The sequence below is a fragment of the Flagellimonas eckloniae genome, assembly GCF_001413955.1.
GTDB classification, from domain to species: Bacteria; Bacteroidota; Bacteroidia; order Flavobacteriales; family Flavobacteriaceae; genus Flagellimonas; species Flagellimonas eckloniae.
Genome location: NZ_LCTZ01000002.1, coordinates 571,554 through 597,694, shown reverse-complemented (window position 1 = coordinate 597,694; position 26,141 = coordinate 571,554). Strand labels below are relative to the sequence as shown.

The 26,141-nt window shown below is 36.6% G+C and carries 26 protein-coding genes and 1 other RNA gene; 19 read left to right on the top strand and 8 right to left on the bottom strand.

Translation table 11 applies throughout. The features are described from left to right. Positions 1-147: 147 nt before the first annotated feature. On the top strand, positions 148-1,548 hold the full coding sequence (locus tag AAY42_RS02645) for a TlpA family protein disulfide reductase (protein ID WP_055392454.1): 1,401 nt from the start codon (positions 148-150) through the stop codon (positions 1,546-1,548). Between the two features lie 48 nt (positions 1,549-1,596). Here the strand turns inward: AAY42_RS02645 and fsa are convergent, their stop codons facing one another. The 4 genes from fsa to ffs all read right to left on the bottom strand — a co-directional run bounded on the left by fsa (position 1,597) and on the right by ffs (position 3,771). After that, complete coding sequence (gene fsa / locus AAY42_RS02640) at positions 1,597-2,253, bottom strand: fructose-6-phosphate aldolase (RefSeq protein WP_055392453.1); 657 nt, start codon at positions 2,251-2,253, stop codon at positions 1,597-1,599. 101 nt (positions 2,254-2,354) lie between these two features. Beyond that, on the bottom strand, positions 2,355-2,771 hold the full coding sequence (locus AAY42_RS02635; RefSeq protein ID WP_055392452.1) for a hypothetical protein: 417 nt from the start codon (positions 2,769-2,771) through the stop codon (positions 2,355-2,357). A gap of 33 nt (positions 2,772-2,804) precedes the next feature. Beyond that, on the bottom strand, positions 2,805-3,614 hold the full coding sequence (locus AAY42_RS02630; protein WP_055397695.1) for an SDR family oxidoreductase: 810 nt from the start codon (positions 3,612-3,614) through the stop codon (positions 2,805-2,807). Positions 3,615-3,672: 58 nt separating this feature from the next. Further along, an RNA gene (gene ffs, locus AAY42_RS17890) (signal recognition particle sRNA small type) lies at positions 3,673-3,771 on the bottom strand. Between the two features lie 74 nt (positions 3,772-3,845). On the opposite strand from ffs, the gene AAY42_RS02625 reads away from it, so the two are divergent. From AAY42_RS02625 to AAY42_RS02595, 8 genes are all read left to right on the top strand, one after another. Continuing rightward, positions 3,846-4,916: a glutaminyl-peptide cyclotransferase gene (locus AAY42_RS02625; protein ID WP_245625579.1), complete on the top strand. Its 1,071-nt coding sequence runs from the start codon at positions 3,846-3,848 to the stop codon at positions 4,914-4,916. Next, entirely contained in the window at positions 4,916-5,311 is a 396-nt protein-coding gene (locus tag AAY42_RS02620) for an acyl-CoA thioesterase (protein ID WP_055392451.1), read from the top strand. The genes AAY42_RS02625 and AAY42_RS02620 overlap by 1 nt, the downstream gene beginning before the upstream one ends. Beyond that, positions 5,308-6,861 carry a hypothetical protein gene (locus tag AAY42_RS02615; protein WP_245625578.1) on the top strand — a complete coding sequence of 518 codons (1,554 nt, stop codon included), beginning with the start codon at positions 5,308-5,310 and terminating at the stop codon, positions 6,859-6,861. The genes AAY42_RS02620 and AAY42_RS02615 overlap by 4 nt, the downstream gene beginning before the upstream one ends. 127 nt (positions 6,862-6,988) lie before the next feature. After that, positions 6,989-7,723, top strand: a complete 735-nt coding sequence (locus tag AAY42_RS02610) for a LytR/AlgR family response regulator transcription factor (protein ID WP_055392450.1) — start codon at positions 6,989-6,991, stop codon at positions 7,721-7,723. A gap of 127 nt (positions 7,724-7,850) precedes the next feature. After that, the gene (locus tag AAY42_RS18205) at positions 7,851-8,015 is read left to right on the top strand and encodes a hypothetical protein (RefSeq protein ID WP_175288713.1); all 165 of its coding nucleotides are present in this window, start codon (positions 7,851-7,853) and stop codon (positions 8,013-8,015) included. Between the two features lie 373 nt (positions 8,016-8,388). After that, on the top strand, positions 8,389-10,482 hold the full coding sequence (locus AAY42_RS02605) for a tetratricopeptide repeat-containing sensor histidine kinase (RefSeq protein WP_139063619.1): 2,094 nt from the start codon (positions 8,389-8,391) through the stop codon (positions 10,480-10,482). Positions 10,483-10,503: 21 nt separating this feature from the next. Next, the gene (locus tag AAY42_RS02600) at positions 10,504-11,172 is read left to right on the top strand and encodes a response regulator (RefSeq protein ID WP_055397692.1); all 669 of its coding nucleotides are present in this window, start codon (positions 10,504-10,506) and stop codon (positions 11,170-11,172) included. Positions 11,173-11,346: 174 nt separating this feature from the next. Continuing rightward, positions 11,347-11,994, top strand: a complete 648-nt coding sequence (locus AAY42_RS02595; RefSeq protein WP_055392448.1) for a hypothetical protein — start codon at positions 11,347-11,349, stop codon at positions 11,992-11,994. A 43-nt stretch (positions 11,995-12,037) separates the two neighbouring features. Here AAY42_RS02595 and glyA read toward each other — a convergent pair whose 3' ends face one another. Then, on the bottom strand, positions 12,038-13,312 hold the full coding sequence (glyA, locus tag AAY42_RS02590; RefSeq protein ID WP_055392447.1) for a serine hydroxymethyltransferase: 1,275 nt from the start codon (positions 13,310-13,312) through the stop codon (positions 12,038-12,040). A 228-nt stretch (positions 13,313-13,540) separates the two neighbouring features. Here glyA and AAY42_RS02585 point away from each other — a divergent pair, with 228 nt between their 5' ends. Next, a complete protein-coding gene (locus AAY42_RS02585; RefSeq protein WP_055392446.1) occupies positions 13,541-14,746 on the top strand; it encodes a hypothetical protein in 1,206 nt (401 codons plus the stop codon). 84 nt (positions 14,747-14,830) lie between these two features. Here AAY42_RS02585 and ytxJ read toward each other — a convergent pair whose 3' ends face one another. After that, a complete protein-coding gene (gene ytxJ, locus AAY42_RS02580; protein ID WP_055392445.1) occupies positions 14,831-15,220 on the bottom strand; it encodes a bacillithiol system redox-active protein YtxJ in 390 nt (129 codons plus the stop codon). 147 nt (positions 15,221-15,367) lie between these two features. Here ytxJ and clpB point away from each other — a divergent pair, with 147 nt between their 5' ends. The 4 genes from clpB (at position 15,368) to AAY42_RS02560 (ending at position 20,311) form a co-directional block, all read left to right on the top strand. After that, positions 15,368-17,968 carry an ATP-dependent chaperone ClpB gene (clpB, locus tag AAY42_RS02575; protein WP_055392444.1) on the top strand — a complete coding sequence of 867 codons (2,601 nt, stop codon included), beginning with the start codon at positions 15,368-15,370 and terminating at the stop codon, positions 17,966-17,968. 121 nt (positions 17,969-18,089) lie between these two features. Next, complete coding sequence (locus tag AAY42_RS02570) at positions 18,090-18,686, top strand: TetR/AcrR family transcriptional regulator (RefSeq protein ID WP_055392443.1); 597 nt, start codon at positions 18,090-18,092, stop codon at positions 18,684-18,686. A gap of 225 nt (positions 18,687-18,911) precedes the next feature. After that, positions 18,912-19,499, top strand: coding sequence for an SMI1/KNR4 family protein (locus AAY42_RS02565; protein ID WP_175288712.1), 588 nt, complete (start codon positions 18,912-18,914; stop codon positions 19,497-19,499). A 281-nt stretch (positions 19,500-19,780) separates the two neighbouring features. Further along, positions 19,781-20,311, top strand: coding sequence for a histidine phosphatase family protein (locus AAY42_RS02560; RefSeq protein WP_101956458.1), 531 nt, complete (start codon positions 19,781-19,783; stop codon positions 20,309-20,311). Here AAY42_RS02560 and AAY42_RS02555 read toward each other — a convergent pair. Beyond that, entirely contained in the window at positions 20,308-21,051 is a 744-nt protein-coding gene (locus AAY42_RS02555) for a DUF6503 family protein (protein ID WP_055392440.1), read from the bottom strand. The two genes, AAY42_RS02560 and AAY42_RS02555, sit on opposite strands and share 4 nt — an antisense overlap. Positions 21,052-21,132: 81 nt before the next feature. On the opposite strand from AAY42_RS02555, the gene smpB reads away from it, so the two are divergent. Further along, positions 21,133-21,594, top strand: coding sequence for an SsrA-binding protein SmpB (smpB, locus tag AAY42_RS02550; RefSeq protein ID WP_055392439.1), 462 nt, complete (start codon positions 21,133-21,135; stop codon positions 21,592-21,594). Positions 21,595-21,600: 6 nt separating this feature from the next. Here smpB and AAY42_RS02545 read toward each other — a convergent pair whose 3' ends face one another. After that, positions 21,601-22,242, bottom strand: a complete 642-nt coding sequence (locus AAY42_RS02545) for a protein-L-isoaspartate(D-aspartate) O-methyltransferase (RefSeq protein WP_055392438.1) — start codon at positions 22,240-22,242, stop codon at positions 21,601-21,603. Positions 22,243-22,357: 115 nt separating this feature from the next. On the opposite strand from AAY42_RS02545, the gene AAY42_RS02540 reads away from it, so the two are divergent. Genes AAY42_RS02540 through AAY42_RS02525 form a run of 4 tightly spaced genes read left to right on the top strand, consistent with a single transcriptional unit; the run spans position 22,358 to position 26,139 of the window. Beyond that, on the top strand, positions 22,358-23,323 hold the full coding sequence (locus AAY42_RS02540) for a Gfo/Idh/MocA family protein (RefSeq protein WP_055392437.1): 966 nt from the start codon (positions 22,358-22,360) through the stop codon (positions 23,321-23,323). 4 nt (positions 23,324-23,327) lie between these two features. After that, the gene (locus AAY42_RS02535; protein WP_055392436.1) at positions 23,328-24,215 is read left to right on the top strand and encodes a 3-hydroxyacyl-CoA dehydrogenase family protein; all 888 of its coding nucleotides are present in this window, start codon (positions 23,328-23,330) and stop codon (positions 24,213-24,215) included. 6 nt (positions 24,216-24,221) lie between these two features. Beyond that, the gene (locus tag AAY42_RS02530) at positions 24,222-25,457 is read left to right on the top strand and encodes a DUF1015 domain-containing protein (RefSeq protein WP_055392435.1); all 1,236 of its coding nucleotides are present in this window, start codon (positions 24,222-24,224) and stop codon (positions 25,455-25,457) included. A gap of 22 nt (positions 25,458-25,479) precedes the next feature. Beyond that, entirely contained in the window at positions 25,480-26,139 is a 660-nt protein-coding gene (locus tag AAY42_RS02525; RefSeq protein ID WP_055392434.1) for a YggS family pyridoxal phosphate-dependent enzyme, read from the top strand. The last annotated feature ends 2 nt before the right edge of the window (positions 26,140-26,141 follow it).

The window sequence follows — 26,141 nt, the reverse complement described above, 5'->3', positions numbered from 1 at the left end:
AATAGCTAAAACCTACCCGTATTACCAATTTAAACACACATTATTAAACTACACAATTACAAGGTTTTACAACATTTAACTAGCTATTAACAAGAGTCGTTTTAAGGTATTCGTAATTTTGTCAATCGAACAAGATGGTTCCCATATATGATTAGACTTTTACTCGGCCTCTCCTTTTTATCAATTTTGGGGTGCTCTGAAAAATCCAAAGAGTGTCCTTCTGTTTTTTTTGGTGGAGAGATTGTCAATCCCACAAGTGATTACGTTGTTCTCTACAAGAACGATACTTACGTTGATTCCGTGAAGTTGGATGAAGGTAATCGATTTGCATTCAACCTACAGGCAATAGAAGAAGGTTTATACCATTTTGACCATAGTCCAGAGCTTCAATATCTTTATCTTCAGGAAGGTGATAGTATTTTAATTCGTTTAAACACCGTTGAGTTTGACGAATCATTGGTCTTCTCTGGCCAAGGAAGCGAAATCAACAACTTTTTAATAGAGATGTTCCTGACCTATGAAAAAGAATCACCCTTTGTCTACGACTATTATGCATTGAACCCTGAAGAATTCAAACAAAAAATTGATTCTTTACGAAATTTAAAAATTGCCAGCTTGGAAGAAATGACCCAAGACAATCTATTGTCTGAAAAAGCTCTTTCCATTGCCAAAGCATCTATAGATTACAACAATTTCATATACAAAGAAAAGTATCCTTTTTACCACAAAAAGAAAACGGACGAGGAGACAATCCATGAATTGTCCGATGGCTTTTACGATTACCGGTCTACTTTAGATTTAAATAGAAAAGACCTTGCCTATTTTAGGCCTTACTTCGATTTTGTGAAATACCATTTTGGCAACCTGTCCTACATGTCATGTATAAAGAGTTGTGGGTCTGATGAAAAACCGGGAGGGAAACATTTACATTTCAACAAGCATAAGATTAAACTGGTAGATAGTTTAGTGGCAGAAACTGAATTGAGGGATATGCTTTTTAGAAACATTGCCATGGATTATTTATTGAAAGAGCATGATTCCAACAAAGAATGCCAAGCCTTCATTAATAAATTTGATTCATTGTCTACAAATGACGAGCACAAGGAAGAGATAGCACACCTATATCAAGGAATTCAAAACCTACAGCCAAATTACAGCCTTCCTGATTTAATGCTTCTGGACACAAATAATAATGAAATTTCCTTGAAAGATATTAGCAAGAAGAAAACCACAGTCTTCTATTTTTGGACTGCTTCCCAAAAAAAGCATTTCAGAAATGTTAGCAAGCAAGTAAGAAAGCTGAAAAAAGAAAACCCGGATTTAAATTTTGTTGGCATCAATCTACGCAATAGCCATGCACAGTGGGTGAAAATGCTTGACCAACATAGTATGGACAAAGCCAACCAATATCATGGGAAAAATTTTAAGGAAGTGAGGAACACCATGATCATTGATGGTCTAAACAAATGTGTTATTGCAAAGGATACTATTATTGTTGATGCATTTGCAAACCTATATGCATCTTTTGAAAAACAGAAAAAGCTCTAAAAACATACTTTTCCAGAGCTTTTTTCAATTTGCATTTTTTCTGATTCTTTACCCGTTACCTTTACGATAATCTGCTAAGAATTTTTCCAACCCAATATCAGTAAGTGGATGTTTTAAAAGACCTTCTATTGAAGATAATGGTCCTGTCATTACATCAGCACCTATTTTTGCACAATCAATCACATGCATTGTATGACGTATTGATGCTGCCAATATTTGCGTATCAAACCCGTAATTGTCATAAATCAATCGGATTTCAGAAATCAGGTTAAGACCATCTGTGGATATGTCGTCCAATCTTCCTAAAAATGGAGAAACATAGGTTGCACCAGCTTTTGCTGCCAACAAGGCCTGCCCTGCTGAAAACACCAAAGTACAATTGGTTCTGATTCCTTTATCTGAAAAATATTTTAAAGCTTTTACGCCATCTTTGATCATTGGGACCTTTACCACTATTTGCTCGTGCAATTTGGCAAGCTCCTCCCCTTCTTTAACCATTCCATCAAAATCTGTAGAAACTACTTCTGCAGAAACATCACCATCAACAATCTTGCAGATATCCACATAATGCTTAAGAATGTTTTCTCTTCCTGTTATTCCTTCTTTAGCCATCAATGATGGATTTGTAGTCACGCCATCCAAAACGCCAAGTTGTTGTGCTTCGGAAATTTGGTCAAGATTAGCTGTATCAATAAAAAATTTCATTTTTATTTGCTTGTTTTTAAGTTTACTAATGAATCAATTGCGAATTTACAACATTAACAAACCTTGTCGCCCATCTTTGACCAAAATATGTGTACGGGGCTCTATTCCACCACCTGAATCGTGAATTCCCTTACTGTAGATTCTGAACATGTTGGACTTCTATCATACCCATCATAATCATAACCTTCAACAAACAATTCCACTCTAAACCTATACGTGCCCGTTTCTTCAGGAGTACCAAAAAATTCTACTGATCTTCTATTAAAATCATAAAAAATGCCTGGAGGAAGTTCTCCGATAACATCAAAGAAATAGTCATAATCATTATCATTGACCTCATTGCTTATCTCAGCAGTGACAATATCATAGTAATCGTCACCAACAAAACCTATAAGCAATTGTTTGCTGTGGATTTCTGGATTGATGTTAAAAATGCATTCATAAATTTCGTCACACCCTCCAAAAAGCAGTAGCAGAGAGAGTGAACAAATTCCGGTAAATCTTTTCAGTTGTATCATGTTTTTCTAATTATCAAAAAACATGCCATCGCTTTACAGCTTATAATGATTGAGCAAAAGTCGCTCATAGATTTTGTCTGGCAAGACCTTCTTTAAAAACAGCGAAAACTTTTGCATAAACTCTCCTACAGGGTTGTGAATCTTCGGGTTTTGTTTTTGAATAATGGCATACACTTTCTCAGCCACTTGAATGGGATCACCACCAGCATCCACGTGCTCGTTCATTAAATCCAAGGATTTTTGATATACCGCTTCGTATGGTGAACCATCCATAACCGGAGCGTGATATCTACCCGCCGCTATGTTAGTGGCAAAATCTCCCGGTGCAAGATTGGTAATGGAAATCCCAAAATCTTTTACCTCCATCCGTAATGCTTCAGTAATTACTCCTAACGCTCCCTTCGAGGCCGAATAATACCCTCTAAATGGTAAACCCATATAGCCTGCAATGGATGTTATATTGATGACCTTTCCCTCACCCTGTTCTCTCATTTGAGGCAAGACAGCCTTTATTACATGAATGGGGCCATGAAAATTGATATCAAAAACGTTTAAGATTTCTTCATGGGGTGTTTCTTCAATTGGACCTGTAATTCCAACCCCCGCATTATTAATCAAGATATCCAATCTTCCTTCTTTTGAAATGACCTCGGCAACCGCTTTGGTAATAGTCTCTGGAATCTTTACATCAAGTGGTAATAACTCAAAAGCATCAAAGCCTTGATAGTTTTTGGGATTTCTGGCAGTGCCATAAACCTTAAAGTTCTTGGAGGTCAAATAAGTTCCGATGGCCTTTCCCAAGCCTGAGGAACCACCTGTTATCAAAACAACTTTTTTATCCATCATTACGGTTTAAAATTGTAGTTGAAGTATTCACAATTACGTGACTTTAGGGAACAAAAAAAGGCAAGCTACCTACATCGCACCGCTACGACCGCATACCCTTGCTGCGTTCCCACCCTGGGGGATTTTGCAGGAGCTGGTCGTGTAGGACTTGCCAAATGCAAATATACGACCTTTTAAATTTGCTGCAATCCCATTTCATCCTTAATTTCGATGACCAGGATGCTACAAATGAAACATATTATTAAAACCATGGTCAAGCTACTTTCTATTTTTGGATTCTTGCTCTTTTTTTTGGGTTGTGGAGGAGAAACGGACCCAGCAAAACTCTTTACCATTCAATTAGAGGGAAATAAAAATAAGTTCCAACACAATCAAAAAGTTGGGGTTGCCATAGGGAACAAAAAAAATATTGAAATATCAGAAATCCAATATAGCATGGATGGTCAGGAATTAGTTTTAACGGATGGCAAATTAACCTTAAGTTCCAAAACTCTGGGCAACAAGATGCTGAAAGCCAAACTAACCGTTGAAGGACAACCTGTTGAGCTTGAAAAGAAAATTAAACTGCTGTCAGCCACAGCACCGGAGGTGTATACCTACGATATTATCAACACTTATCCGCACGACCCAAAGGCCTATACACAGGGATTGGAATTCAGTAATGGTATTCTTTATGAAAGTACGGGCAAAAAAGGAGCATCAACCATTAGGAAAGTAAATTTTGAGACCGGGGAAATCCTTCAAAAAATAGATTTGGACAAAACTGTATTTGGAGAAGGCATCACCTTATTGAATGATAAACTATACCAACTAACATGGCGAAGTGGGCTGGGTTACATATACAATCCTAGCAATTTGGAGAAAATCAAAAATTTCAGTTATGGTGAAAGTCGTGAAGGTTGGGGGCTGTGCAATGATGGTAAACAGCTTTATAAGAGTGATGGTACAGAGAAAATATGGTTTTTAGAGCCCTCTACGCTTCAAGAAATGGGTTACATTGAGACAGTGACCAACAAGTCCATTTTTAATATGGCCAATGAATTGGAATATGTTGACGGAAAGTTATACGCCAACGTCTATCAAAAAGAAAGTATGATGATCATTGATGCTGCCTCTGGGGCAATTGAAGGGGTAATTAATTTTGGTGGTCTTAAAAACAAAGTAAAAAAAGGTCCCGAATGGGACGAAGGCAATTCGGTTTTAAATGGTGTGGCCTATCATAAAGAAAGAGAGACTTTTTTTGTTACCGGAAAAAACTGGAACAAGCTGTTTGAGGTAAAAATTCGGAAAAAAAATTAATGAATTCATATAAAGAGGTATTTGAAGTGGTTCAAAGTGATTTGGACGACTTAGATCATGTGAACAACATAAGATATATAGAATGGATTCAGCAGGTTTCTAAAAATCATTGGTTTAAGGCAACGGACATTAACATTAGAAACAATTGCATTTGGGTAGTTAGAAACCATAATATTACATACAAAAAGGCCGCAAAACTGAACGATCAAATTGAAGTCAGCACCTATATCAAGAATACGAAAGGCGCTCTTTCCACTCGAGTTGTGGAAGTTAAAAACAATAAAACAGGTAAGCTTTTAGTTAAAGCCTCTACAGAATGGTGCCTTTTGGACGCAAAGACACTTAGACCGAAACGTGTTCCTGATTCCATTCAAAACCTATTTAGCAGAACGTGAATCGCTGGTATATAAAATTTAGTGTGATTTTTTTAGGGCTCGCCCTAGCTATCTTCCTAGGTTCATGCCGCAGTGATTTTGAGTATACTCCTAGTTCAGGAAATCTCCAGTTCTCAAAAGATACAGTTTTTCTTGATACCGTTTTCACGAATATTGGCAGTAGCACCTATACACTTAAAGTTTATAATAGAGGAAATGATGATATCTTCATTCCCTTTGTTGGCCTGGAAAATGGCCAGAGCAGCAGTTATAGGCTTAATGTTGATGGAGCTGCTGGAAAAGAATTCAGCAATGTACCATTATTGGCCAAGGATAGTCTTTTTGTTTTTATAGAGACTACTTTTGATGTTTCCCAAACTTCGGAGAATGAATTTTTATATACCGAAGCACTGGTATTTGGAAACGGAGCCAATGCCCAAGAAGTACAATTGGTCACTTTGGTCAAAGATGCCGTTTTCTTGTATCCTAGTGAGCTTTCCAATGGTTCTAAAGAAACTTTGTCACTTGGACTGGACGAAGATGGCAACGAAATTCAAATTGAGGGCTTTTTTCTTGAGGAGAATGAACTCCAGTTTACAAATGAAAAACCTTATGTAATCTATGGCTATGCCGCTGTTCCGGAAGATGCAACGCTGACCATTCAGGCAGGTACAAGGGTTCATTTTCATCAAAACTCTGGAATCTTGGTAAGCAGTGGAGCTTCAATACAGGTAAATGGCCTTTTAAGTGAAGATCCAGATTTGCTTGAAAATGAGGTGATTTTTGAAGGAGATCGTTTAGAACCAACATACGCTGATGAACCTGGGCAATGGGGAACAATTTGGTTAAGGTCTGGAAGTATAAACAATTATATAGAGTACCTCACAATCAAAAATGCTACAATAGGATTACGAATTGATGGGGATGGAATTTTAGACGACCCCACAGTAACAATTAAGAACACACAGGTCTATAACAGTCTAAATTATAACCTTTGGGCCACCACAGCCAATATTATTGCAGAAAATACGGTACTGGGGAGCGCTGGTTTCAATTCATTTTATGGTAACCTGGGAGGAAAGTATAGTTTTACCCATTGTACCTTTGCCAATTATTGGAACAATGGTTTTAGGCAAGGAACCACTTTGGCATTGGATAATTTTCTTCAGACGCCTACGGACATAGTCACTGAGAATCTGGAAAATGCGAATTTCACAAATTGCATTATATATGGTAGCCAATCCCTTGAACTTACATTGAGACTAGATACCAGCAAAACATTCAATTTTGCCTTTACCAATTGTCTTTTAAAATTTAATGATCCCAATGGTCAATTTGCGAACGACCCTCTTTATGATTTTGACAATTCTACACTTTACCAAAATACCATTTTAAACCAGGATCCAGATTTCATCCAAGTTTTGGACAATCAATTTAGTATTGGTCCAGAATCAGCTGCCTTGGATTCAGCCGAATCCAATATTTTCCCTACAATTCCAACAGATATTTTGGGAATTGATAGAACGCAAGACCCGGATGTTGGTGCCTATGAAAATGAAATCATGAACTAATTTTCTTGCTTAAATTGTTCTTTTCTTACAAGAAAAGGCATTTTTGGGGAAAATCCATAGTTTTTTTAAGGCAAAACTGCAATGAGTTTTTTCCACACGTTAGTAACTTGCAACCAGTAAGTTACACATGGATTATACTTATCTTATAATAGACCCTAATGCAGAATCTAAATTGCAGCTACAGTTGTATTTGCAAGACTATGATGATTTCACCTGTGTAGATATTGTTAGAAATCATCGTGATGGACTGAATTCCATTTTAAAATATACTCCGGATATCATTCTTATTAATCTTAATGAAGATGGAATAAGTTATTTTCAGATGGTCACGGAACTTAATCAATTTATGGAATCACTTCCAATCCTCATTGGATTTTCCACTTCTAAAAAATATGCATACAATGCCATAAAAAGTGGTTTTTTTGATTATTGGATTCTTCCACACAATGAGTTTGACATTAGGAAAACCATATTGCGACTACGGAAACTATATCCCAAACAAAACGTTCCATCTACCATTTGTTTAAAATCCTACAATGATTATCGTTATTTGGATACCAATGACATTCTATATTTAAAATCGGACAACAATGCCACTGATTTTTTTATGTTGGATGGTAATGTTGTAAGCGCATTTAAAACATTAAAGTCTTTTGAGGAAAGACTTCCCCAAAGCTTTATCCGCATTCATCAAAGCTATATACTAAATAGCAGGTATGTATCCCGAATCAATTACGGTAAATCCGTTTGTACCCTGCGTAGTGATCGTGAGGACGAATTACCCTTTTCCAAGACGTATAAGAATAAAATTGACGCGTTAAAAGAAATGCTCTCCAAAACAGCCATTAAGACACTCAATTAGTTTAATTCTTACAGTTTCTCTTAAAATTCTAGTAGAATCCCGAAAAATACTAAAACCCTATAGATTTAATTCTTACAGGTTTAGGTGCTAGGTATCTTGTCGCCATTAACAACTAAATATCCATATTATGAGAAAGACGTTAAGTATTTTAGCTATTGCTGCAATGACAATTGGAATGGTATCTTGTGAAGCAGAATCCAGTGTTCAAGAAACCGAAGATCTTTTTGAAAGCATAGCGGACCAAGATGCTACTACAGGAAATGACTCTGATGAAGATGCTAGAGAAAATTAAAATTGGTAAAAAAAAATCCTCCTTTGAAAAAGCTCATAATACCTCTAGCGTTGATTGTTTTTGGATTTAGCATAAATTCTTGTGACAGGAAAAAAATACCAGAAAGTTTCGGAACCAAACTTTCAGATAAATCACGTCACATAAATACTAGAACATGCAGTTTTAGTGAGGAGGAATCATTGAGTTATGATAAAAGTTCAAGGTCTGACTTTGTACGGTCAGAAAGGCTTTTGTCCTCAATGGAAGATTCTAGGGATATGTGAACCACAATCCATGGTTCAAAAAAGCTCTGGGTATGTTAATATTCAGAGCTTTTTTGTTTACCTTGTAATAAAAGAACATACTCTCATATCCATAATTACCTTCCAAAAAAGTGAAAAAAGGATTACTTATATTGGTTCTTCTAATTACCTCTATTAACTGCAATAATCGAGGTCCACAAAATTTAGTGAATTCTGAATTTACTAACATTGAAAACTGGATAGGAATAGCCAATGACAGTACGCAACTTTCCATTAACGAACGTCAAGAATTTTTAGCTAGGGCTTTGCAGGATATTTTGGTTCTAAGCAATGATTCTATATCCCTAAAATATCTTTCATCTGCCTCATTAACGTATAAAAAACTAAAGGACTCTTCCGGTTTTAGAAGTGTCAACCAAAAAGCCATGAAAATGGCTTTAAATCAAAACAACAACAAAATTTTGGGTGAATCTCATTGGGACATGGCCTCTTTTATGCTTTCGTATAATGTTATGGACAGCGCCTATTTTCATTATCAAAAAGCATATAAAAGTTTTAACAAATTACCTGTTGATTCCACATCTTTGTCCTTGAACGGGCGCATGTTATATAGCATGGGAAGAATTCAAGAATATTTTAAGGACTATTTAGGTGCTGAAAAAAATATTGCCGAGGCATTGCGCATTTTTGATGATTTGGATGATAATAGGAGAATATACAACTGTACTAATATGCTGGGTATAATTGCGGGAGGAATGAACAATTCTGAAAAATCCTTGGAATACTATAAAAAGGCTGGAGATTATATAAAAAAATTCAAGTCCAGTGATAAATTAGAATATAGTAGACAAAATAGAAATAATATTGCCAATGAATTTTTAAGGAGTGAAGAATATATTAAGGCAGAAAATGCATATTCAGAGTTATTTACTGATAATGATTTAAGATTAGAAAAACCGTCGCTATATTCCAAAGCTTTGGCTAGCCATGGATATGCGATATTTAAGGGTAGAAAAAATATTTCTGAAGCATCTGATTTGCTCTCAAAAGCTATTCGTTTAAATGATAGTATCGAGTTTTCTTTGGATCAAGCAAGGGCTAAAAAATATTACGCTGAACTACTAGCTGTGGAAGGCGATACTCTCAAATCAAAGAAATATGCTCAAGAGGCATTGGCATTGGCAAAAGAGACCTCTAACAATGACCAGCATCTAAAAGTACTTCGGTTATTAACAAACATGGATAGCCAAAATGCCGTTGCCTACTCCAATGAGTTCTATGAGCTAAGTGAGAGAATAAAGGATGAAGAACGTGCCATACGGGATAAGTTTGCACGAATACGTTTGGAAACCGATGAGGTCATTGAACGCAATGAGATTTTATACCGCCAAAAACAAGTTTGGACCGGAGTGGCAATTGGGCTGTTGTTATTGGGTGCATCCATATTTGTAATTGTCTACCAACGCATAAGTAACAACAAACTTAAGTTTCAACAGAAACAACAAGAGAACAATCAAGAAATTTATAACCTTATGCTTTCCCAACAGGGTAAATTTGAAGAAGGTAAGCAATTGGAGCAAAAAAGGATATCCGAAGAACTGCATGATGGTATTTTGGGAGAAATGCTTGGTATACGCTTAATATTAAGTGGTTTAAATGATAAAGAGGATGAAGCTTCCGTGAATCAAAGGGCTGCTCTTATTGAAAAACTAAGAGATCTTGAAGAGGAAATACGGACCATTTCACATGAACTTAATGATGCAGCTTATCAAAAAATTTATAACTTTATTGTATCACTTGAAGATTTAATAAATACTATTGGCAAGTCTTCAGGTATTTCATGTTCTTTTGTTTATACTGAAAATGTGCAATGGGACAATTTGGATGGTGATATTAAAATCAATGTTTATCGCATTATTCAAGAATCGTTGCAAAATTGCGTAAAGCATGCCCAGTGCAAAATGGTGAATGTTAGTTTTGTGTTAGAAAATGAACAATTAGAACTGACCATTGAAGATGACGGTATTGGTTTTGATACCACAAAGGGAAAAAGAGGCATCGGTTTACGAAATGTAACCGCAAGAGTTAAAAAAATAAAGGGCACCTATACCATTATCAGTAAAAAAGGGAGAGGCACAACGATAATTGTTTCGTTACCGGCCAATTATACACAACTGAAAGATCCAAAGGTTTTTTTGGAACGTAGACAAACTGTAAATGTCTAATTTTGATAAATGATTATGGAGATGACAACACTTCGAATATTAGCGATAGATGATCATGAGATGACAATGCTGGGATATAAATTTATCTTGGAACGAATTGTTTTTGAGGGTCACAGCATAATAGTTGACACAGCCAATACCTATGAAAGAGGTAAAAAGCTTATCGAAGATTCTGTTGATTCGTTTAAGTATGACATTTTGTTCATGGACGTTCAGTTATTTCCGCCAAATGAAGACCAACCACACACCGGTGAAGATTTAGGGGTGCTGGCCCGGAGATTGGTCCCGGAAACCAAAATTGTGTTCATGTCTTCTTTCAGTGATAATTATAGAATAAACAGTATTCTTAAATCCGTAGATCCAGATGGATATTTGGTAAAAACGGATATTGATCCAAAAACATTGGAAGAGGCTGTTAAAACTGTTGTCCTAAACCCACCTTATTATTCGTCAAAAGCACTTGCTGCGATACGGAAGAAAATGACGAATGACATCAGCCTTGACGAAAAGGACAAAAAGATATTGTACCATCTTTCCATCGGAACCAAAAACAAGGATTTGGAAAAATTTATCAGGCTCTCCCCATCTTCAATAGAAAATAGAAAACGACACTTGAAATCGCTTTTTGGTACAGAAAATGAAAATGATCTTGCATTGATTTTAGCTGCAAAAAATAGAGGTTTTATCTAATCTCGGAATCTTCACTACTACTTCATTAAGTCAACATCTAGGAATTATTTTGTTTTATTTATAAAAAAAGTGGCTAAATACTAGAAAACCCCCAGAATTTTTAAGGTTTTCCTCCAATCCAAAAAAAAAGATTCGTTATAACTTTGGTAGAGAACATATACCAAACTATCCGCTATGTCATTCGAAAAAAAAATGAAAAAAAACTTCCCCCTAGATGGCATTAATTCATTTGCCACACTTGACGGCTTGGATGATTTTATAAAAGTCTTGGAAAAAGACTTTTTTGCCAAAGTAAAGGTTCACTGGAGTTATCATTCAGACAGTGAAAAAACTGATTTAGTACTGGAGCTATTCTGTAATTATGGATTAACCGAAAGTCTACATCACTTTAATACCGAAAATTGGGGCGGTTTTACTATTAATGAAGAAGATTCCACCATACAATCTTCTTTCAATACAGCTTTCCAAAAGTTTTGCGACAATAATTCCAATACTATTGATATAACCGAAGCCTCATTTCACTTCAATGACACATCCATAGTTATTACCAAAATTTACGATCATAGCATACCAGAGCAACTTGGAGAAATCATTTTTAAGGCCAGTGAAAACTTCGTTCATTTCACAAAGGGCCTAACCGAAATGCCCTACGAAATTTTTGTTCCTGTTTTTGAAGACCCAACCCAAAACATATTCGAAATTGAACAAAACTATTTTGATTATTGGGGCATTTACTTTGAAGATGGCTCACAACATAATGCGATGGTCTATAACCTCAAAACAAAACAACTCAGCAAAGAAGACTTCTTTCTTTTGGAATAAAAACTTTTGGCCCTTAGGCTTAGTCTAAGAACGCTTCTCATTGCTAACCGTTAAACAAAGGTCTTGACTTCATTAAGTCGTTGACCTTTTGTTTTATTTGAGAAATATGTTGTTCATTATCAGAATCCATTAGAACTTGGTCTATAAAGTCAACAATGGTTTCCATATCACCTTCCTTTAAACCTCTTGTAGTTATTGCCGGGGTTCCAAAACGAATTCCAGAAGTAATAAATGGAGACTGATTGTCAAAAGGAACCATGTTTTTATTTGCGGTGATGGCAGCTTCCTCTAGAACCTTCTCTGCATCTTTACCAGTAATGTTTTTGTTTCTAAGATCAATTAACATCATATGGTTATCCGTTCCTCCAGAGATAACTTTGTAATCCCGTTTCATAAATGCATTTGCCATTGCATCGGCATTTTTCTTAACCTGAAGCATGTAGTGTAAAAACTCATCGGTAAGTGCTTCGCCAAATGCGATTGCCTTCGCGGCAATTATGTGTTCCAAAGGACCTCCTTGGTTACCAGGAAATACAGCAAGGTCCAATAAACCGGACATTTTTCTGAGATTCCCATTTTTAAGCCGTATTCCAAAAGGGTTTTCAAAATTCTCTCCCATTAAGATAAGTCCACCTCTTGGCCCACGTAATGTTTTATGGGTAGTAGTGGTAACAATATGGCAATGTGGAATAGGGTCATTTAAAATTCCTTTGGCAATCAGACCAGCAGGGTGAGAGATATCTGCAAGTAATATTGCATTGACACTATCCGAAATTTCCCGGAATCGCTTAAAATCCATATCTCGGGAATACGCAGAAGCACCCGCAATAATCAACTTTGGCTGTTCCCTCGTAGCTATTTCTTGAATTTTATCATAGTTCAAAGTACCCGTCTCTTCATCAACACCATAAAATACAGGCTTGTACAATCTACCAGAAAAATTTACGGGAGACCCATGGGTCAAATGCCCTCCGTGAGATAAATCAAAACCTAAAATGGTATCTCCTGGCTTTAAACAGGCATGATATACCGCAGCGTTTGCTTGAGAACCTGAATGTGGTTGCACATTGGCATATACCGCACCAAAAAGCTCTTTGGCACGATCAATGGCAAGCTGCTCTACTTTATCAACCACTTCGCAACCACCATAATAGCGCTTTCCGGGATAGCCCTCGGCATATTTGTTGGTCAGAACAGAGCCCGCAGCCTCCATAACCTGTGGACTGGTAAAGTTCTCTGAAGCTATTAGCTCTATTCCTTCTATCTGACGTTCCTTTTCTTGTGCTATTAAGTCAAAAATTGCTTGGTCTCTTTGCATTTGCTTTTAAATTAAGAAGTGCTAAAATTACGAATAGAAAAGCTAATTAAATCGAAAAAAATTGTTGCAAAAATTGATTTTATCCAACAACAATTAACAATGGAGTAAGTGCTATTTTTCATGTATTTCATCGATATTATACTACTCTTCATCCTTTTTCGTTACTACAATGTGCTTTTTTGGCACAGCTATTGAAAACCATATCCAAACCCATAAAATCAAAAAACCATGAAAAAATTAGTACTCATTAGTATGATGGTCTTGCTTGCTGCCTGCGGGGGAGTAAAGAAAACCCAAGAAGATTTAAACAGTGGCAACTACGTTTCTGCAATGAACAAGGCAATAAAAAACTTGGCAGAAAACAAAACCAAAAAAGGAAATCAAGCCTATATTCTGATGCTTGAAGACGCATTTGCGAAAAACTCTGAACGGGAAGTTGAACAAATTACCTTTTTAGAAAAAGACGGTAATCCTGCTAATTTGGAAACCATTTATAAAAAGTATCAGCAATTAAAGAGAATTCAAGAGCGCATTAGACCACTATTGCCCCTCTCCATCATAGATGAGGGTAGAGATGCAAACTTTCGTTTTTCAAATTATGACTCTAGTATTCTTAGCACCAAAAACGGTCTATCCCAGTATTTGTACGACAATGCTTCAAACTTGTTGACAACCGCAAGGGAAAAAGAAGATTACAGAGCTGCATATGATGATCTTAAGTATTTAGAGAATATTAATCCTGGGTACAAAGAGACAGTGGCAAAGATGCATCAGGCCCATGAAAGAGGATTGGAGTACATACGTGTTGATATTGCCAATGAAACGGAACAGATCATTCCAGAAAGATTGGAAAATGAATTGTTAGATTTTAACACCTTTGGCATCAATAATTTTTGGACAGAATACCATACCAGACCGTTGGAAGATATACAATATGATTATGCCTTGAATTTAAATTTTAGGGAAATCTACATATCTCCAGAACAAATAAATGAAACGCAGATCATCAAGGAGAAACAAATTAAGGATGGGTATGAATATCTACTGGATAACCAAGGTAACGCCGTTAAGGACAGTCTTGGAAACAGGATTAAGGTAGATCGGCTTAAAACGGTAAAGTGCAATTTCTATCAATTTACCCAATTTAAAAGCGCACAGATCGGAGCGCAGGTAAGCCTAACGGATTTGTCCAATGGTCAAGAAATCAACTCCTACCCTTTGTCCAGTGAATTTATCTTTGAGCACATCTACGCCAATTATAAAGGTGATAAAAGAGCCTTGAACACGGATTTAATTACACTTTTGGATGTGAGAGCCATACCTTTTCCAACCAATGAGCAAATGGTCTATGATGCCGGTGAGGATCTAAAGATGAGGTTGAAATCCATTGTCAACCAAAATCAGTTTGTTGCCGGGAATCGGTTTAACGATTAAGAGATTGTCTCGAGTTCAGTTGGGTAATACAGGAAGTCAATTTCTTGGAATTCCCAACTGCACTCGAATTTATCCTATTTTCCTTTAAACATATTGTGTTAAATCAATATCTGTTATAGCACCGTGCGAAGTGTGATAGGTTACCTCTCCGTTCTTAATGACCAAAAGTTGCGGAGATTGATGCATGACCTGAAATTTATATTGTACTTCATTGGAAACATCTCTATGGGCATGCAAATCCAGAAAATAAATGTCCTGTTCTCCTACAAGGGGATATGAATCTGTAAACATATTTAATACCATTCTACTGATACCGCAAGTGGTTGAATGTTTAAATATAAGTTGCGTTCTTGTTTTAGACTTTTCAGCAATCATATCCAGTTGCTCAATGGACACCAAGGGAATCCAAGGAATTCTTTTTTCCTCTCTTACCGAATCGCCTTTCTTTCCAAACACACTATCAAATATTCCCATGTCACAAATTTAGTTGTTCTGTCGAGGAAGTGCAAAAAGCTTACAAAGCTGACGAAATGTCCTTTGTTTTCAAGGTTTTAGCGACATTTTGACTGTGTTTTCCCAATGGTAAGGTTGTTGAAACCATAAAAACAAAAACAATTGAAAATGAATTTTAACAATTATACCATAAAATCACAAGAAGCCATACAGCAAGCACAACAGCTTGCCCAGGGGCATGGACATCAACAAATAGAAAATGAACATCTATTTAAGGGCATAACAGAAGTGGACGAGAATGTATTGCCATTCATTCTAAAAAAGTTAAATGTCAATACAACACTTCTCAATCAAATCCTAGAAAAGGAATTGGAGAATTTTTCCAAAGTATCCGGGGCAGAGATAATGCTTTCAAGAGAAGCTGGAAAATCTTTGAATGAAGCAAGTATCATAGCAAAAAAGCAAGGTGATGAATTTGTATCTATTGAACATTTGTTGCTTGCAATTTTTAAATCAAAAAGTAAAATAGCCCAGATTCTAAAAGATCAGGGAGTTACTGAAAAAGACCTGAATGCTGCAATTCAAGAATTACGGAAAGGCGGGAAAGTAACCTCCCAAAGTGTAGAGGACACCTACAACTCTTTGGATAAATATGCGAAAAATCTAAATGAGCTTGCCGACTGCGGGAAGCTTGATCCAGTCATTGGAAGGGACGAAGAAATAAGACGGGTATTGCAAATCTTATCAAGAAGAACAAAAAACAACCCAATGTTGGTAGGGGAACCCGGTGTGGGTAAAACCGCTATTGCCGAAGGGTTGGCCCACCGAATTGTTCAAGGCGATATTCCTGAAAATCTAAAAGAAAAAATTATTTATTCTTTAGATATGGGAGCTTTAATTGCCGGAGCAAAATACAAAGGTGAGTTTGAAGAGCGCTTGAAATCTGTTATTAAGGAAGTTACTTCATCAGATGGGGATATTGTACTCTTTATAGACGAGATACACACCCTTGTGGGTGCTGGAGGTGGCCAAGGTGCCATGGATGCCGCCAATATTCTAAAACCAGCCTTGGCGCGTGGAGAACTTAGGGCAATTGGTGCAACTACGCTTGATGAATACCAAAAATATTTTGAAAAAGACAAGGCTTTGGAACGAAGGTTTCAAAAAGTAATAATCGATGAACCTGATACTGAAAGCGCAATTTCTATTTTAAGGGGAATCAAAGAGAAATATGAGGCGCACCATAAAGTACGTATAAAGGATGAAGCTGTAATTTCCGCGGTAGAGCTTTCACAACGTTATATCACAAATCGATTTCTACCCGATAAAGCCATTGACCTTATGGATGAAGCTGCCTCCAAGTTGCGAATGGAAATTAATTCCAAACCCGAAGAACTGGATGTGTTGGATAGAAGAATTATGCAATTGGAGATTGAGATTGAGGCTATTAAACGTGAAAATGACAAAGTCAAATTACAAAGTTTAAATCTTGAGCTTGCCAATATTAAAGAAGAGCGAAATGAAATCTTTGCCAAATGGGAAAGTGAAAAAACCGTTGTTGACAACATACAAAAGACAAAACAGGATATTGAAAACTTTAAATTGGAAGCAGAACGGGCGGAACGTAATGGAGACTATGGCAAGGTAGCAGAGCTACGGTATGGGAAAATAAAAGAATCCCATGAAAAATTGGAGCAATTGCAAGAAGAATTGGCAAATCAGCAAAGTGCAGGGACACTTATAAAAGAAGAAGTGACCAATGAAGATATTGCTGAAGTAGTGGCAAAATGGACTGGAATTCCTGTTACCAAAATGATGCAAAGTGAACGTGAGAAGCTTTTGCAGCTTGAAGATGTGCTGCACAAAAGGGTCGTTGGTCAAGAAGAAGCAATTGTAGCGGTTTCTGATGCCATACGAAGAAGTAGAGCGGGCCTGCAAGATGCAAAAAAGCCTATTGGCTCTTTTCTATTCCTTGGAAATACCGGAGTTGGAAAAACCGAGTTGGCAAAGACATTGGCCGCTTATTTGTTTGATGACGAGAACGCCATAACACGCATTGATATGAGTGAATATCAGGAACGTCATTCCATAAGTAGATTGGTAGGGGCACCTCCTGGGTATGTTGGTTATGACGAAGGAGGCCAACTGACCGAAGCTGTCAGAAGAAAACCCTATTCCGTGGTGCTTTTGGATGAAATTGAAAAAGCCCATCCAGATACGTTCAACATTTTATTGCAGGTTTTGGATGAAGGAAGGTTGACCGATAATAAAGGACGCGTAGCTGATTTTAAAAATTCCATCATTATCATGACAAGTAATATGGGTAGCCAAATCATTCAGGAAAAGTTTACGGATGCCACAGATATTGAAAGTGCAACCAATGCTGCACGATTTGGGGTAATGGAGCTATTGAGAAAAACCATTCGTCCAGAATTTTTAAACAGGATAGACGATATTATTATGTTCACACCTTTGGATAGGTCCAATATTAGAGACATTGTGAAGCTACAGTTGGAACAATTGAAAAAGATGGTTTCCAAACAGCATATTACGCTGGATGCCACAGATGAGGCAATAGATTATTTGGCGGAAAAAGGATTTGACCCCCAATTTGGAGCGAGACCAGTAAAAAGACTTATTCAAAAAGAGGTATTGAACAACCTATCAAAAGAACTTTTAGCTGGGAAAATTAAAGCAGAGAGTATCATACTTCTGGATTCATTTGATAACGAGTTGGTCTTCAGAAATCAAAATGAATTAGTAAAATAATCTCATTATCAACCTGTAAAAGCCCTTATTTTGTTAAAAGTAAGGGCTTTTGCTTTTTTAAAATACCATACAGTATCTGTTTTTTATATATTAGCGATACCCTAAACCAACCTGAACCTCAATGAGTAAAAAAGCAGAAAGAACCACAGCTTATATTATTGAAACCGTTGCGCCACTGTTTAATAAGTTTGGCTATGTAGGTACAAGTATGAGTGACCTTACTGAGGCGACCGGACTTACTAAGGGTGCCATCTATGGAAATTTTGAAAATAAAGAAGCACTTGCCCTATCTGCATTTGAATACAACCGAAACCAATTATTGACCACTATTGATGAAAAATTGGGAGTAGAAGGAAATGCAATGGACAAACTCTTCTCATTGCTACGTTTCTACAAACAGTATGATGTGTTTACTCTCCCGTTTGGAGGTTGTCCAATTTTAAAAGTTGGTGTCGATGCGCAACATAACAACAGCTTGCTATCAGCAGCTGCCAAGGAAACCATTAAGGAAATGGAGGGTAAAATTGCCTTAGTGTTAGAAAATGGTGTAAATCAAAGCGAAATTCATTTACCAGTACCTCCATTGCAGTTTGCCAAACAATTGTTTACAATGCTTCAAGGAGCGGTAGCCATGTTTACAATGACCCAAGATCGAAAATACCTAATGAATACGGTTGCATATCTAGAGCAATTGGTTCAGAAGGAGATTAAAAAATAGTTGCCAAGTATTGCTCCTATAGCCAATTCGACATTACCTTATCTTGTAAAAGAGTTTCCCTTATCCATCAAACTGTAAGACCATTTGGTATATTGCTACGGTCACAATTACCTCAAAATAACTTTCTTCAGAGGATTATATAAAACGGAAGCCTCTTCCATATACTTGGCATCTTTATCATTTTAAATCACACTCATGAATAAGGTCGAGAACAAACTACAAAAGATGAAAGCCTTAATTTTCAAAAACTCATCATACTTTCCTCAGATAGAAAATCAACAAAACCTTCCCATACTTCATGAAAATCTTCAACAGTTTGAAGAAATCTACCAAATCAAATTTCCAATGGAATATCGGGAATTCCTACTAAATGTAGCTAATGGCGGGATTGGACCAGGAAATGGCATATTTCCTTTAGAAAGAGCTTTGCAATACAGCACTAATCTACATTTACCATGGTTAAATCCAACAAAGTACAACGATTTGTTCAAATATTATAGCAGTATGGATGAAGGAGAATCGTTTGACAAGAGAATGAATTTAATACTTAATCGTATAGAATCACCAGAATTGGACTTATACAATAGAAGGGAGAATGGCATCCTTTACATTGCTGATGGAGGTTGTGGAACCAATATTTTTTTGGTTGTCAGTGGCACAAAAAGAGGCCAAATATGGATAGATCTTAACGTAACCGAGGAGGGCTACTCTTTTATTGCTGATGATTTTCTTAGTTGGTATGAAAAATGGCTAGACAGAAAGATTAAAAATATTAAAGGGAAACATGAGGTAATTAAAAGAAGGAATAGCTAAATATGAGTCATCTAAACTTCATTTTAATAGTACCAAAGAAGATCACAATTTCATGACCCTATTTAGTAGTAAACTGTTATACAAATAAAGTGCTGAAAAAAATTCTGCAAATTGAGTACTTGGGTAAAATACATTACTTCTAAAGGACAAACCTTTTCGGTTTCCTTAAATGGAAAATTGCATAATAGGGCTTCAAAATTGGTGGCTCACGGAAAAGTGAAAATTAAATCTTACTTTTAAAACGTTGAAAATCGTTTAAAACATAATTTTTAATGCTGAATATGCGTAAGTTCTTTTCAAGTATTCTCATTTTGACAATGAGCCTGATTCTTACTTTAGGGTGTAACGAGGACAAAAAAGAAGAAAAACTAGAGCCGGTCATTTCAACATTCTACTTTATCCGACATGCTGAGAAAGACAGAACTGACCCTGAAAACAAGGATCCAGAATTAAATCAAGATGGTTTGGGAAGAGCTATTCGCTGGGCTGAAGTTTTTGACCCTATTTTTCTAGATGCAATTTATTCTACAAACTATGAGCGTACTTCTATGACCGCTGCACCTACTGCCGTAAAAAAAGATATTGACGTATCATATTACGATCCAACATCATTAGATATTGAAGCTTTTAAAAATGACCATGAAGGTCTCAATGTTTTAGTGGTAGGGCATAGCAATACAACTCCGCAGTTGGTTAATAAAATACTAGGTCTTGAAAAGTATGATTCTATGGATGATGATGATAACAGCAGTCTTTTTATCGTAAGATTCATAGACGGAGTTGCTACCGACATTAGGCTGAACATGGATTAGTTCTCCACTACTTTTATTTCTGAAAGTTCAATCTTGGATAGAAGTTCCAATTCCCCTTTTTCAAATAATTTGGCAATTTCAAAAATTGAAGTCTTTTTGTTTTTTGGTTTGAAGTTATAATAGTCAACAAAACGAATTCCATTTACATAGCGTTCGTTATAAGCCTCTCTAAAACGTTGGCCACCACCATTCACGTGAAAATCATAGGCCAAATACTCGGCCTTAAATGTTTGTTTATTGAACCAATACAGATAAACATCGTCAAAATCATCCCCTCCTCCATTTTCGTCAAAGGTAATCTTGATCTTGTAATAATTTTTCCCTTTTATGGTCTCCTCTCCTAAAAGTTCTTTATGTACAGCTTTATCATTTAGACCAAAAGGAAGTTTTGCAAAATAATGTACTGAGTTAACAGAATTGGCATATCTATTTGCAATGGAGTCTGATAGATTTACAAGCGTGTCATTCATATATCGTTCAAAACTGGCGTTGGTTTTTATGTCAGTAACAATAGTGGAATCAAAAAAAGAGATTCGTTTTAATACTTTCCTTCCTCTAAAACTTTCAGAAATGTACTTTCTATTTCTAAAAAGAAAAGATGTTCCATGATTGGTGTAACGTACTCCCCCACTGTCCTCTATTGATTTATCCACAATTTCCTGGGCCGTAATATTCATTTTGGGCTTCTCCTTGCAGGCAAGGCATAAAAGCAAAAAGGTTCCAACAAAAAAGCGATTCATTAGTTCAGTTTTTATTGATAATCGTAAAATCTATTGTAAGATTACAATTTTCTTACATAAGAGTTTCTATTTTTGTTGGCAATGCAGAAGAATATCAACATAAAAAACAGACGGGCCAGATTCGATTATGAGATTTTGGATACCTATACTGCTGGTATTGTTTTAGGGGGTACCGAAATAAAATCTATTCGTTTGGGCAAGGCATCACTTTCTCAAAGTTTCTGTGAATTCAATCCTAGTGGAGAGCTTTTCGTAATAAACATGCAGGTTGATGAATACAGTCATGGGGGCCACTATAACCACAAACCCAAAGCAGAGCGTAAATTACTCTTAAATAAGAAAGAGTTGAAAAAACTGCGTAAAGAAGTCACAACCTCCGGGCTCACCATAATTCCGCTTAATCTTTTTATCAATGAAAGAGGTCTGGCCAAAATAAACATTGGATTGGCCAAGGGTAAAAAACTGTACGACAAACGCGAAACGATAAAGGATAGGGACAATAAGCGTGACCTATCAAGAATTAAGAAAAGTTTTAACGAGTAAAGGAGCTTAGTTTTTGTTTTCAAGCAGCGGAACAAACCGAAAAGAGCCTAATTCTTGTTTTTCAAATTCCTTTTCAGATTTTCTTGTAAAAAGAGTCATTACCTGTTCCTCCACTCCTACTGGAATCACCAAACGACCTCCCACCTTCAACTGAGACATTAACGGCTTTGGAACTTCCGGAGCCCCAGCGGTTACAATAATTCCATCAAAAGGAGCCTGCTGGGGCAAACCTTTGTAACCATCACCAAAAATTACTTTTTTTGGGCGATAGTTCATTTTAGTAAAAAACAATTTGGTCTTTTTAAAGAGTTCCCGCTGTCTCTCAATGGTAAATACTTTTGCCCTTAGGTGCAGCAATACCGCTGTTTGATATCCACTGCCCGTGCCTATTTCAAGAATAGTATCGTTTGGTTTTATCTTTAACAACTCAGTTTGAAAAGCAACGGTATACGGTTGGGAAATAGTTTGTTCCGCACCAATGGGAAAAGCCTTATCCTGATATGCATGGTCTTCAAAACCGCTATCCAAAAACAAATGTCGAGGAATATTCTTAATAGCATCCAAAACCTTTGTATCCGTTATTCCCTTAGCAGATAAAACATCCGCTAGTTTATTACGCATACCATTATGCTTTAATGTATCTTTCATTGTTATAGTCTGGCATACGAATTTAAAAAGTTCTTTAGAAATTTTATAGATAGATGCATTCTTATTTTTATGGAAGAGTGATGCCATATCCTTATTTTTGACAAAAACAGTACGTATGTTAAAAGTTGGTGTTCTTGGTGCAGGACATTTAGGTAAAATTCACCTTAGGCTCTTGAATGATTCTGACAACTATGACCTAGTTGGTTTTTATGATCCCGATGAAATCAACGCAAAAAAAGTAGTGGATGAATTTGGGTATTCGTACTTCGAGAATATCAATACCCTTATTGATGCGGTCGATGTTGTTGATATTGTTACCCCCACTTTATCCCATTTTGACTGTGCCAAAAAAGCGATTACAAAAGGGAAACATATTTTTATTGAAAAGCCCATCACCAATACTCATCAGGAAGCTAAAGAACTATTAAAGTTGGCTGAACAATTTAAAGTAAAAGGTCAAGTTGGACATGTGGAACGTTTTAATCCAGCGTTTTTAGCGGTGAGGGACACTATTGAAAACCCAATGTTCATTGAAACCCATCGTTTGGCAGAATTTAATCCCAGGGGAACCGACGTTCCTGTAGTTTTGGATTTAATGATTCATGATATTGATGTGATTTTGAGCGTTGTAAAATCAGAAGTGAAACAAATAAATGCCAGTGGGGTATCTGTAGTAAGCAAATCCCCAGATATTGCGAATGCCAGAATTGAATTTGAAAATGGCTGTGTTGCCAATTTAACCTCGAGCAGGATATCATTAAAAAACATGCGTAAATCCAGATTCTTTCAACAGGATGCTTATATCTCAGTTGACTTTTTGGAAAAGAAAGTCGAAGTCGTAAAAATGAAGGATGCTCCGGAAAAACCTGGAGATTTTGATATGATTTTACAAAATGCCGAAGGTGATAAAAAACAAATCTATTTTGAAAATCCGGATATTGAAACCAACAATGCCATTTTGGAGGAGCTTGAAACCTTCGCAAATGCCATAAACACCCATACTGATCCTGTAGTAACCTTAAAACAAGGAACACAAGCATTACGCGTTGCCCTTCAAATTATAGAATCATTTAAACAATAAGTCTATGAAAACAATAGCAGTAATTGGCGCAGGTACCATGGGCAATGGAATAGCTCACGTTTTCGCACAAAATGGATTTCAAGTCCATCTTGTTGACATTGCACAGGCTTCTTTGGATAAAGGTTTGGCAACAATCACCAAAAATTTGGACCGTATGCTTTCAAAAGCGGTCATTACGGAAAAAGCCAAGGAGAATACTCTCAATAACATAGCAACATTTACCAGTTTAAAAGCAGGAGTTGCCAATACGGATTTGGTAGTTGAGGCAGCAACCGAAAATCTTGACATCAAACTACAGATTTTTAAGGATTTAGATGGGATTTGTGACACTAAAACCATTTTAGCCACAAACACTTCTTCCATATCAATAACTCAAATTGCCGCGGTCACAAGTCGTCCAGAAAAGGTAATAGGCATGCATTTTATGAATCCAGTGCCAATTATGAAACTGGTAGAGATTATAAGGGGGTACAGCACTTCGGATGAGGTGACCAAAACGGTTATGGACTTGTCCTCCAAATTGGGCAAAACCCCAACCGAAGTAAATGATTACCCTGGATTTGTGGCCAACCGCATCTTAATGCCCATGATCAATGAGGCAATTGAAACCTTATACAATGGAGTGGCTGGTGTTCAAGAGATAGATACCGTCATGAAATTGGGAATGGCGCACCCAATGGGACCTTTACAACTTGCAGATTTTATTGGATTGGATGTCTGTCTGTCCATCTTGAATGTAATGTACGATGGGTTCAAGAATCCAAAATATGCTCCCTGCCCCCTATTGGTGAATATGGTTATGGCTGGAAAACTGGGTGTGAAGTCCAGTGAGGGGTTTTATGATTATGCCGAATCCAGAAAAGCGGAAAAAGTATCATCTCAATTTAATTAAAAAATAATGGCCCTAATAAAACCGTTCAAGGCCATTCGCCCAACTAAGGACAAGGCGCCTTATGTTGCTTCAAGGTCCTATGAAGAATATTCCAAGGATGAGCTTAAATCTGTTTTAAAATACAATCCATTTTCGTTCTTGCACATTATCAACCCTGGTTTTAAGTTTGATAAAAACATCACGGGAAAAGAACGATTTAAACTTGTTCATAACCGCTATCTGGAGTTTTTAGAGGATGCCATTTTCACAAAAGACAATCAACCCTGTTTCTATTTATACCAAATAACAAAACGCGATTTCAAAACTTTAGGTTTTTTCTGTGCGTGTAGTGTATTGGACTATCAGAATGACATCATTAAAAAGCATGAGAATACCATACATAGGAGAGAAGAGCTATTTGCCAGCTACTTAAATACCGTGGGTTTCAATGCCGAGCCCGTGCTTATGACCTATTCAGATAATGAATCCATAAAAGCATTACTACAAAATGAAGCTGCAAAAGAACCGCATTATAACTTTACAACTACGGACAAAATAAATCATAAGCTCTGGAAAATAGAAGAAAAGGACACCATTGCTAAACTTGAAAATGCGTTTGGTAAAATCGATGCGCTTTATATTGCCGATGGTCATCATCGTAGTGCTTCATCAAATCTTTTGGCAGAAAAAATGAAAGCTGCCAATACCTCACATACTGGTAATGAAGCCTATAATTTTTTTATGACCTATCTAATTCCTGAATCAGAAATTAGAATATATGAATTTAATAGGATGGTCATGGATTTGAACGGCTACTCAAAAGAGGAATTCTTAATTCAACTGGACACCCATTTCAGAATCGAAAAAAAAGATGATGGATTGTACAAACCTACACAAAAACATCATTTTAGCATGTATTTGGATGGTGAGTTTTATTCACTTTACCTTAGAAAAACGGTGTATGAATTTACGGATGCTTTAAGTGAATTGGATACCCAAATACTTTATAAAACCATACTAGAGCCCATCCTAGGAATTCATGATTTAAGAAACGATAAGCGCATTTCTTATGGGTATGGGAAATACAATCTCCTTAAAATGAAAGATAGTATTGACAGGGGCGAGTTTGCTGTTGGTTTTAGTTTGGTTCCTATCAATATTAATGAAATAAAGTCCATTGCCGATGCTGGATTGGTTATGCCGCCAAAAAGCACCTATATTGAACCAAAGTTAAGAAGTGGGCTTGCAATTTATGAGCTATAATACAAATTGAATTTTAATGTCTATGTCGATAAAGGACAAACTTAATATCATAATAAACAAACTTCCAAAAGAGGTGTCTCTTGTTGCTGTATCCAAGACCAAACCCAACGATGCTATTTTAGAAGCTTATGAAGCGGGACAACGCATTTTTGGAGAAAACAAAATACAAGAAATGACCCAGAAGTGGGAAGCATTGCCAAAAGATATTGAATGGCATATGATAGGTCATGTTCAGAGAAACAAGGTCAAGTACATGGCTGAATATGTTTCGCTTATTCACGGAGTGGACAGTTTTAGGTTGCTTAAAGAAATTGACAAACAAGCAAAAAAACACAATCGTGTAATACCATGCTTGCTGCAAATGCATATTGCCGAAGAAGAGACCAAATTTGGATTGGACAGCTCAGAGTTGAACCATATTGTAAGCTCTGAAGAATTTGAAGCCCTTAAGAACATCAAGGTTATAGGTTTGATGGGAATGGCAACGTTCACTGATAATACGTCACAGGTAAGAAAAGAATTTGCCAATCTAAAATCCATGTTCGATGGCTTAAAAAACAGTCTCTCGGACATCTCTGTTTTGTCCATGGGCATGAGTGGGGATTATTCACTTGCCATTGAAGAAGGCAGTACTATGGTGCGGATTGGAAGTAGTATATTTGGAGCTCGCAACTATTCATAACT

What these genes read in the sequence shown, in the direction of transcription:
- AAY42_RS02645 (WP_055392454.1), top strand. Translation starts at nt 148, where the DNA reads ATGATTAGACTTTTACTCGGCCTCTCCTTTTTATCAATTTTGGGGTGC.
- fsa (WP_055392453.1), bottom strand. Translation starts at nt 2,253, where the DNA reads ATGAAATTTTTTATTGATACAGCTAATCTTGACCAAATTTCCGAAGCA.
- AAY42_RS02635 (WP_055392452.1), bottom strand. Translation starts at nt 2,771, where the DNA reads ATGATACAACTGAAAAGATTTACCGGAATTTGTTCACTCTCTCTGCTA.
- AAY42_RS02630 (WP_055397695.1), bottom strand. Translation starts at nt 3,614, where the DNA reads ATGGATAAAAAAGTTGTTTTGATAACAGGTGGTTCCTCAGGCTTGGGA.
- AAY42_RS02625 (WP_245625579.1), top strand. Translation starts at nt 3,846, where the DNA reads ATGAAACATATTATTAAAACCATGGTCAAGCTACTTTCTATTTTTGGA.
- AAY42_RS02620 (WP_055392451.1), top strand. Translation starts at nt 4,916, where the DNA reads ATGAATTCATATAAAGAGGTATTTGAAGTGGTTCAAAGTGATTTGGAC.
- AAY42_RS02610 (WP_055392450.1), top strand. Translation starts at nt 6,989, where the DNA reads ATGGATTATACTTATCTTATAATAGACCCTAATGCAGAATCTAAATTG.
- AAY42_RS18205 (WP_175288713.1), top strand. Translation starts at nt 7,851, where the DNA reads ATGAGAAAGACGTTAAGTATTTTAGCTATTGCTGCAATGACAATTGGA.
- AAY42_RS02600 (WP_055397692.1), top strand. Translation starts at nt 10,504, where the DNA reads ATGACAACACTTCGAATATTAGCGATAGATGATCATGAGATGACAATG.
- AAY42_RS02595 (WP_055392448.1), top strand. Translation starts at nt 11,347, where the DNA reads ATGTCATTCGAAAAAAAAATGAAAAAAAACTTCCCCCTAGATGGCATT.
- glyA (WP_055392447.1), bottom strand. Translation starts at nt 13,312, where the DNA reads ATGCAAAGAGACCAAGCAATTTTTGACTTAATAGCACAAGAAAAGGAA.
- AAY42_RS02585 (WP_055392446.1), top strand. Translation starts at nt 13,541, where the DNA reads ATGAAAAAATTAGTACTCATTAGTATGATGGTCTTGCTTGCTGCCTGC.
- ytxJ (WP_055392445.1), bottom strand. Translation starts at nt 15,220, where the DNA reads ATGGGAATATTTGATAGTGTGTTTGGAAAGAAAGGCGATTCGGTAAGA.
- clpB (WP_055392444.1), top strand. Translation starts at nt 15,368, where the DNA reads ATGAATTTTAACAATTATACCATAAAATCACAAGAAGCCATACAGCAA.
- AAY42_RS02570 (WP_055392443.1), top strand. Translation starts at nt 18,090, where the DNA reads ATGAGTAAAAAAGCAGAAAGAACCACAGCTTATATTATTGAAACCGTT.
- AAY42_RS02565 (WP_175288712.1), top strand. Translation starts at nt 18,912, where the DNA reads ATGAAAGCCTTAATTTTCAAAAACTCATCATACTTTCCTCAGATAGAA.
- AAY42_RS02560 (WP_101956458.1), top strand. Translation starts at nt 19,781, where the DNA reads ATGCGTAAGTTCTTTTCAAGTATTCTCATTTTGACAATGAGCCTGATT.
- AAY42_RS02555 (WP_055392440.1), bottom strand. Translation starts at nt 21,051, where the DNA reads ATGAATCGCTTTTTTGTTGGAACCTTTTTGCTTTTATGCCTTGCCTGC.
- smpB (WP_055392439.1), top strand. Translation starts at nt 21,133, where the DNA reads ATGCAGAAGAATATCAACATAAAAAACAGACGGGCCAGATTCGATTAT.
- AAY42_RS02545 (WP_055392438.1), bottom strand. Translation starts at nt 22,242, where the DNA reads ATGAAAGATACATTAAAGCATAATGGTATGCGTAATAAACTAGCGGAT.
- AAY42_RS02540 (WP_055392437.1), top strand. Translation starts at nt 22,358, where the DNA reads ATGTTAAAAGTTGGTGTTCTTGGTGCAGGACATTTAGGTAAAATTCAC.
- AAY42_RS02535 (WP_055392436.1), top strand. Translation starts at nt 23,328, where the DNA reads ATGAAAACAATAGCAGTAATTGGCGCAGGTACCATGGGCAATGGAATA.
- AAY42_RS02530 (WP_055392435.1), top strand. Translation starts at nt 24,222, where the DNA reads ATGGCCCTAATAAAACCGTTCAAGGCCATTCGCCCAACTAAGGACAAG.
- AAY42_RS02525 (WP_055392434.1), top strand. Translation starts at nt 25,480, where the DNA reads ATGTCGATAAAGGACAAACTTAATATCATAATAAACAAACTTCCAAAA.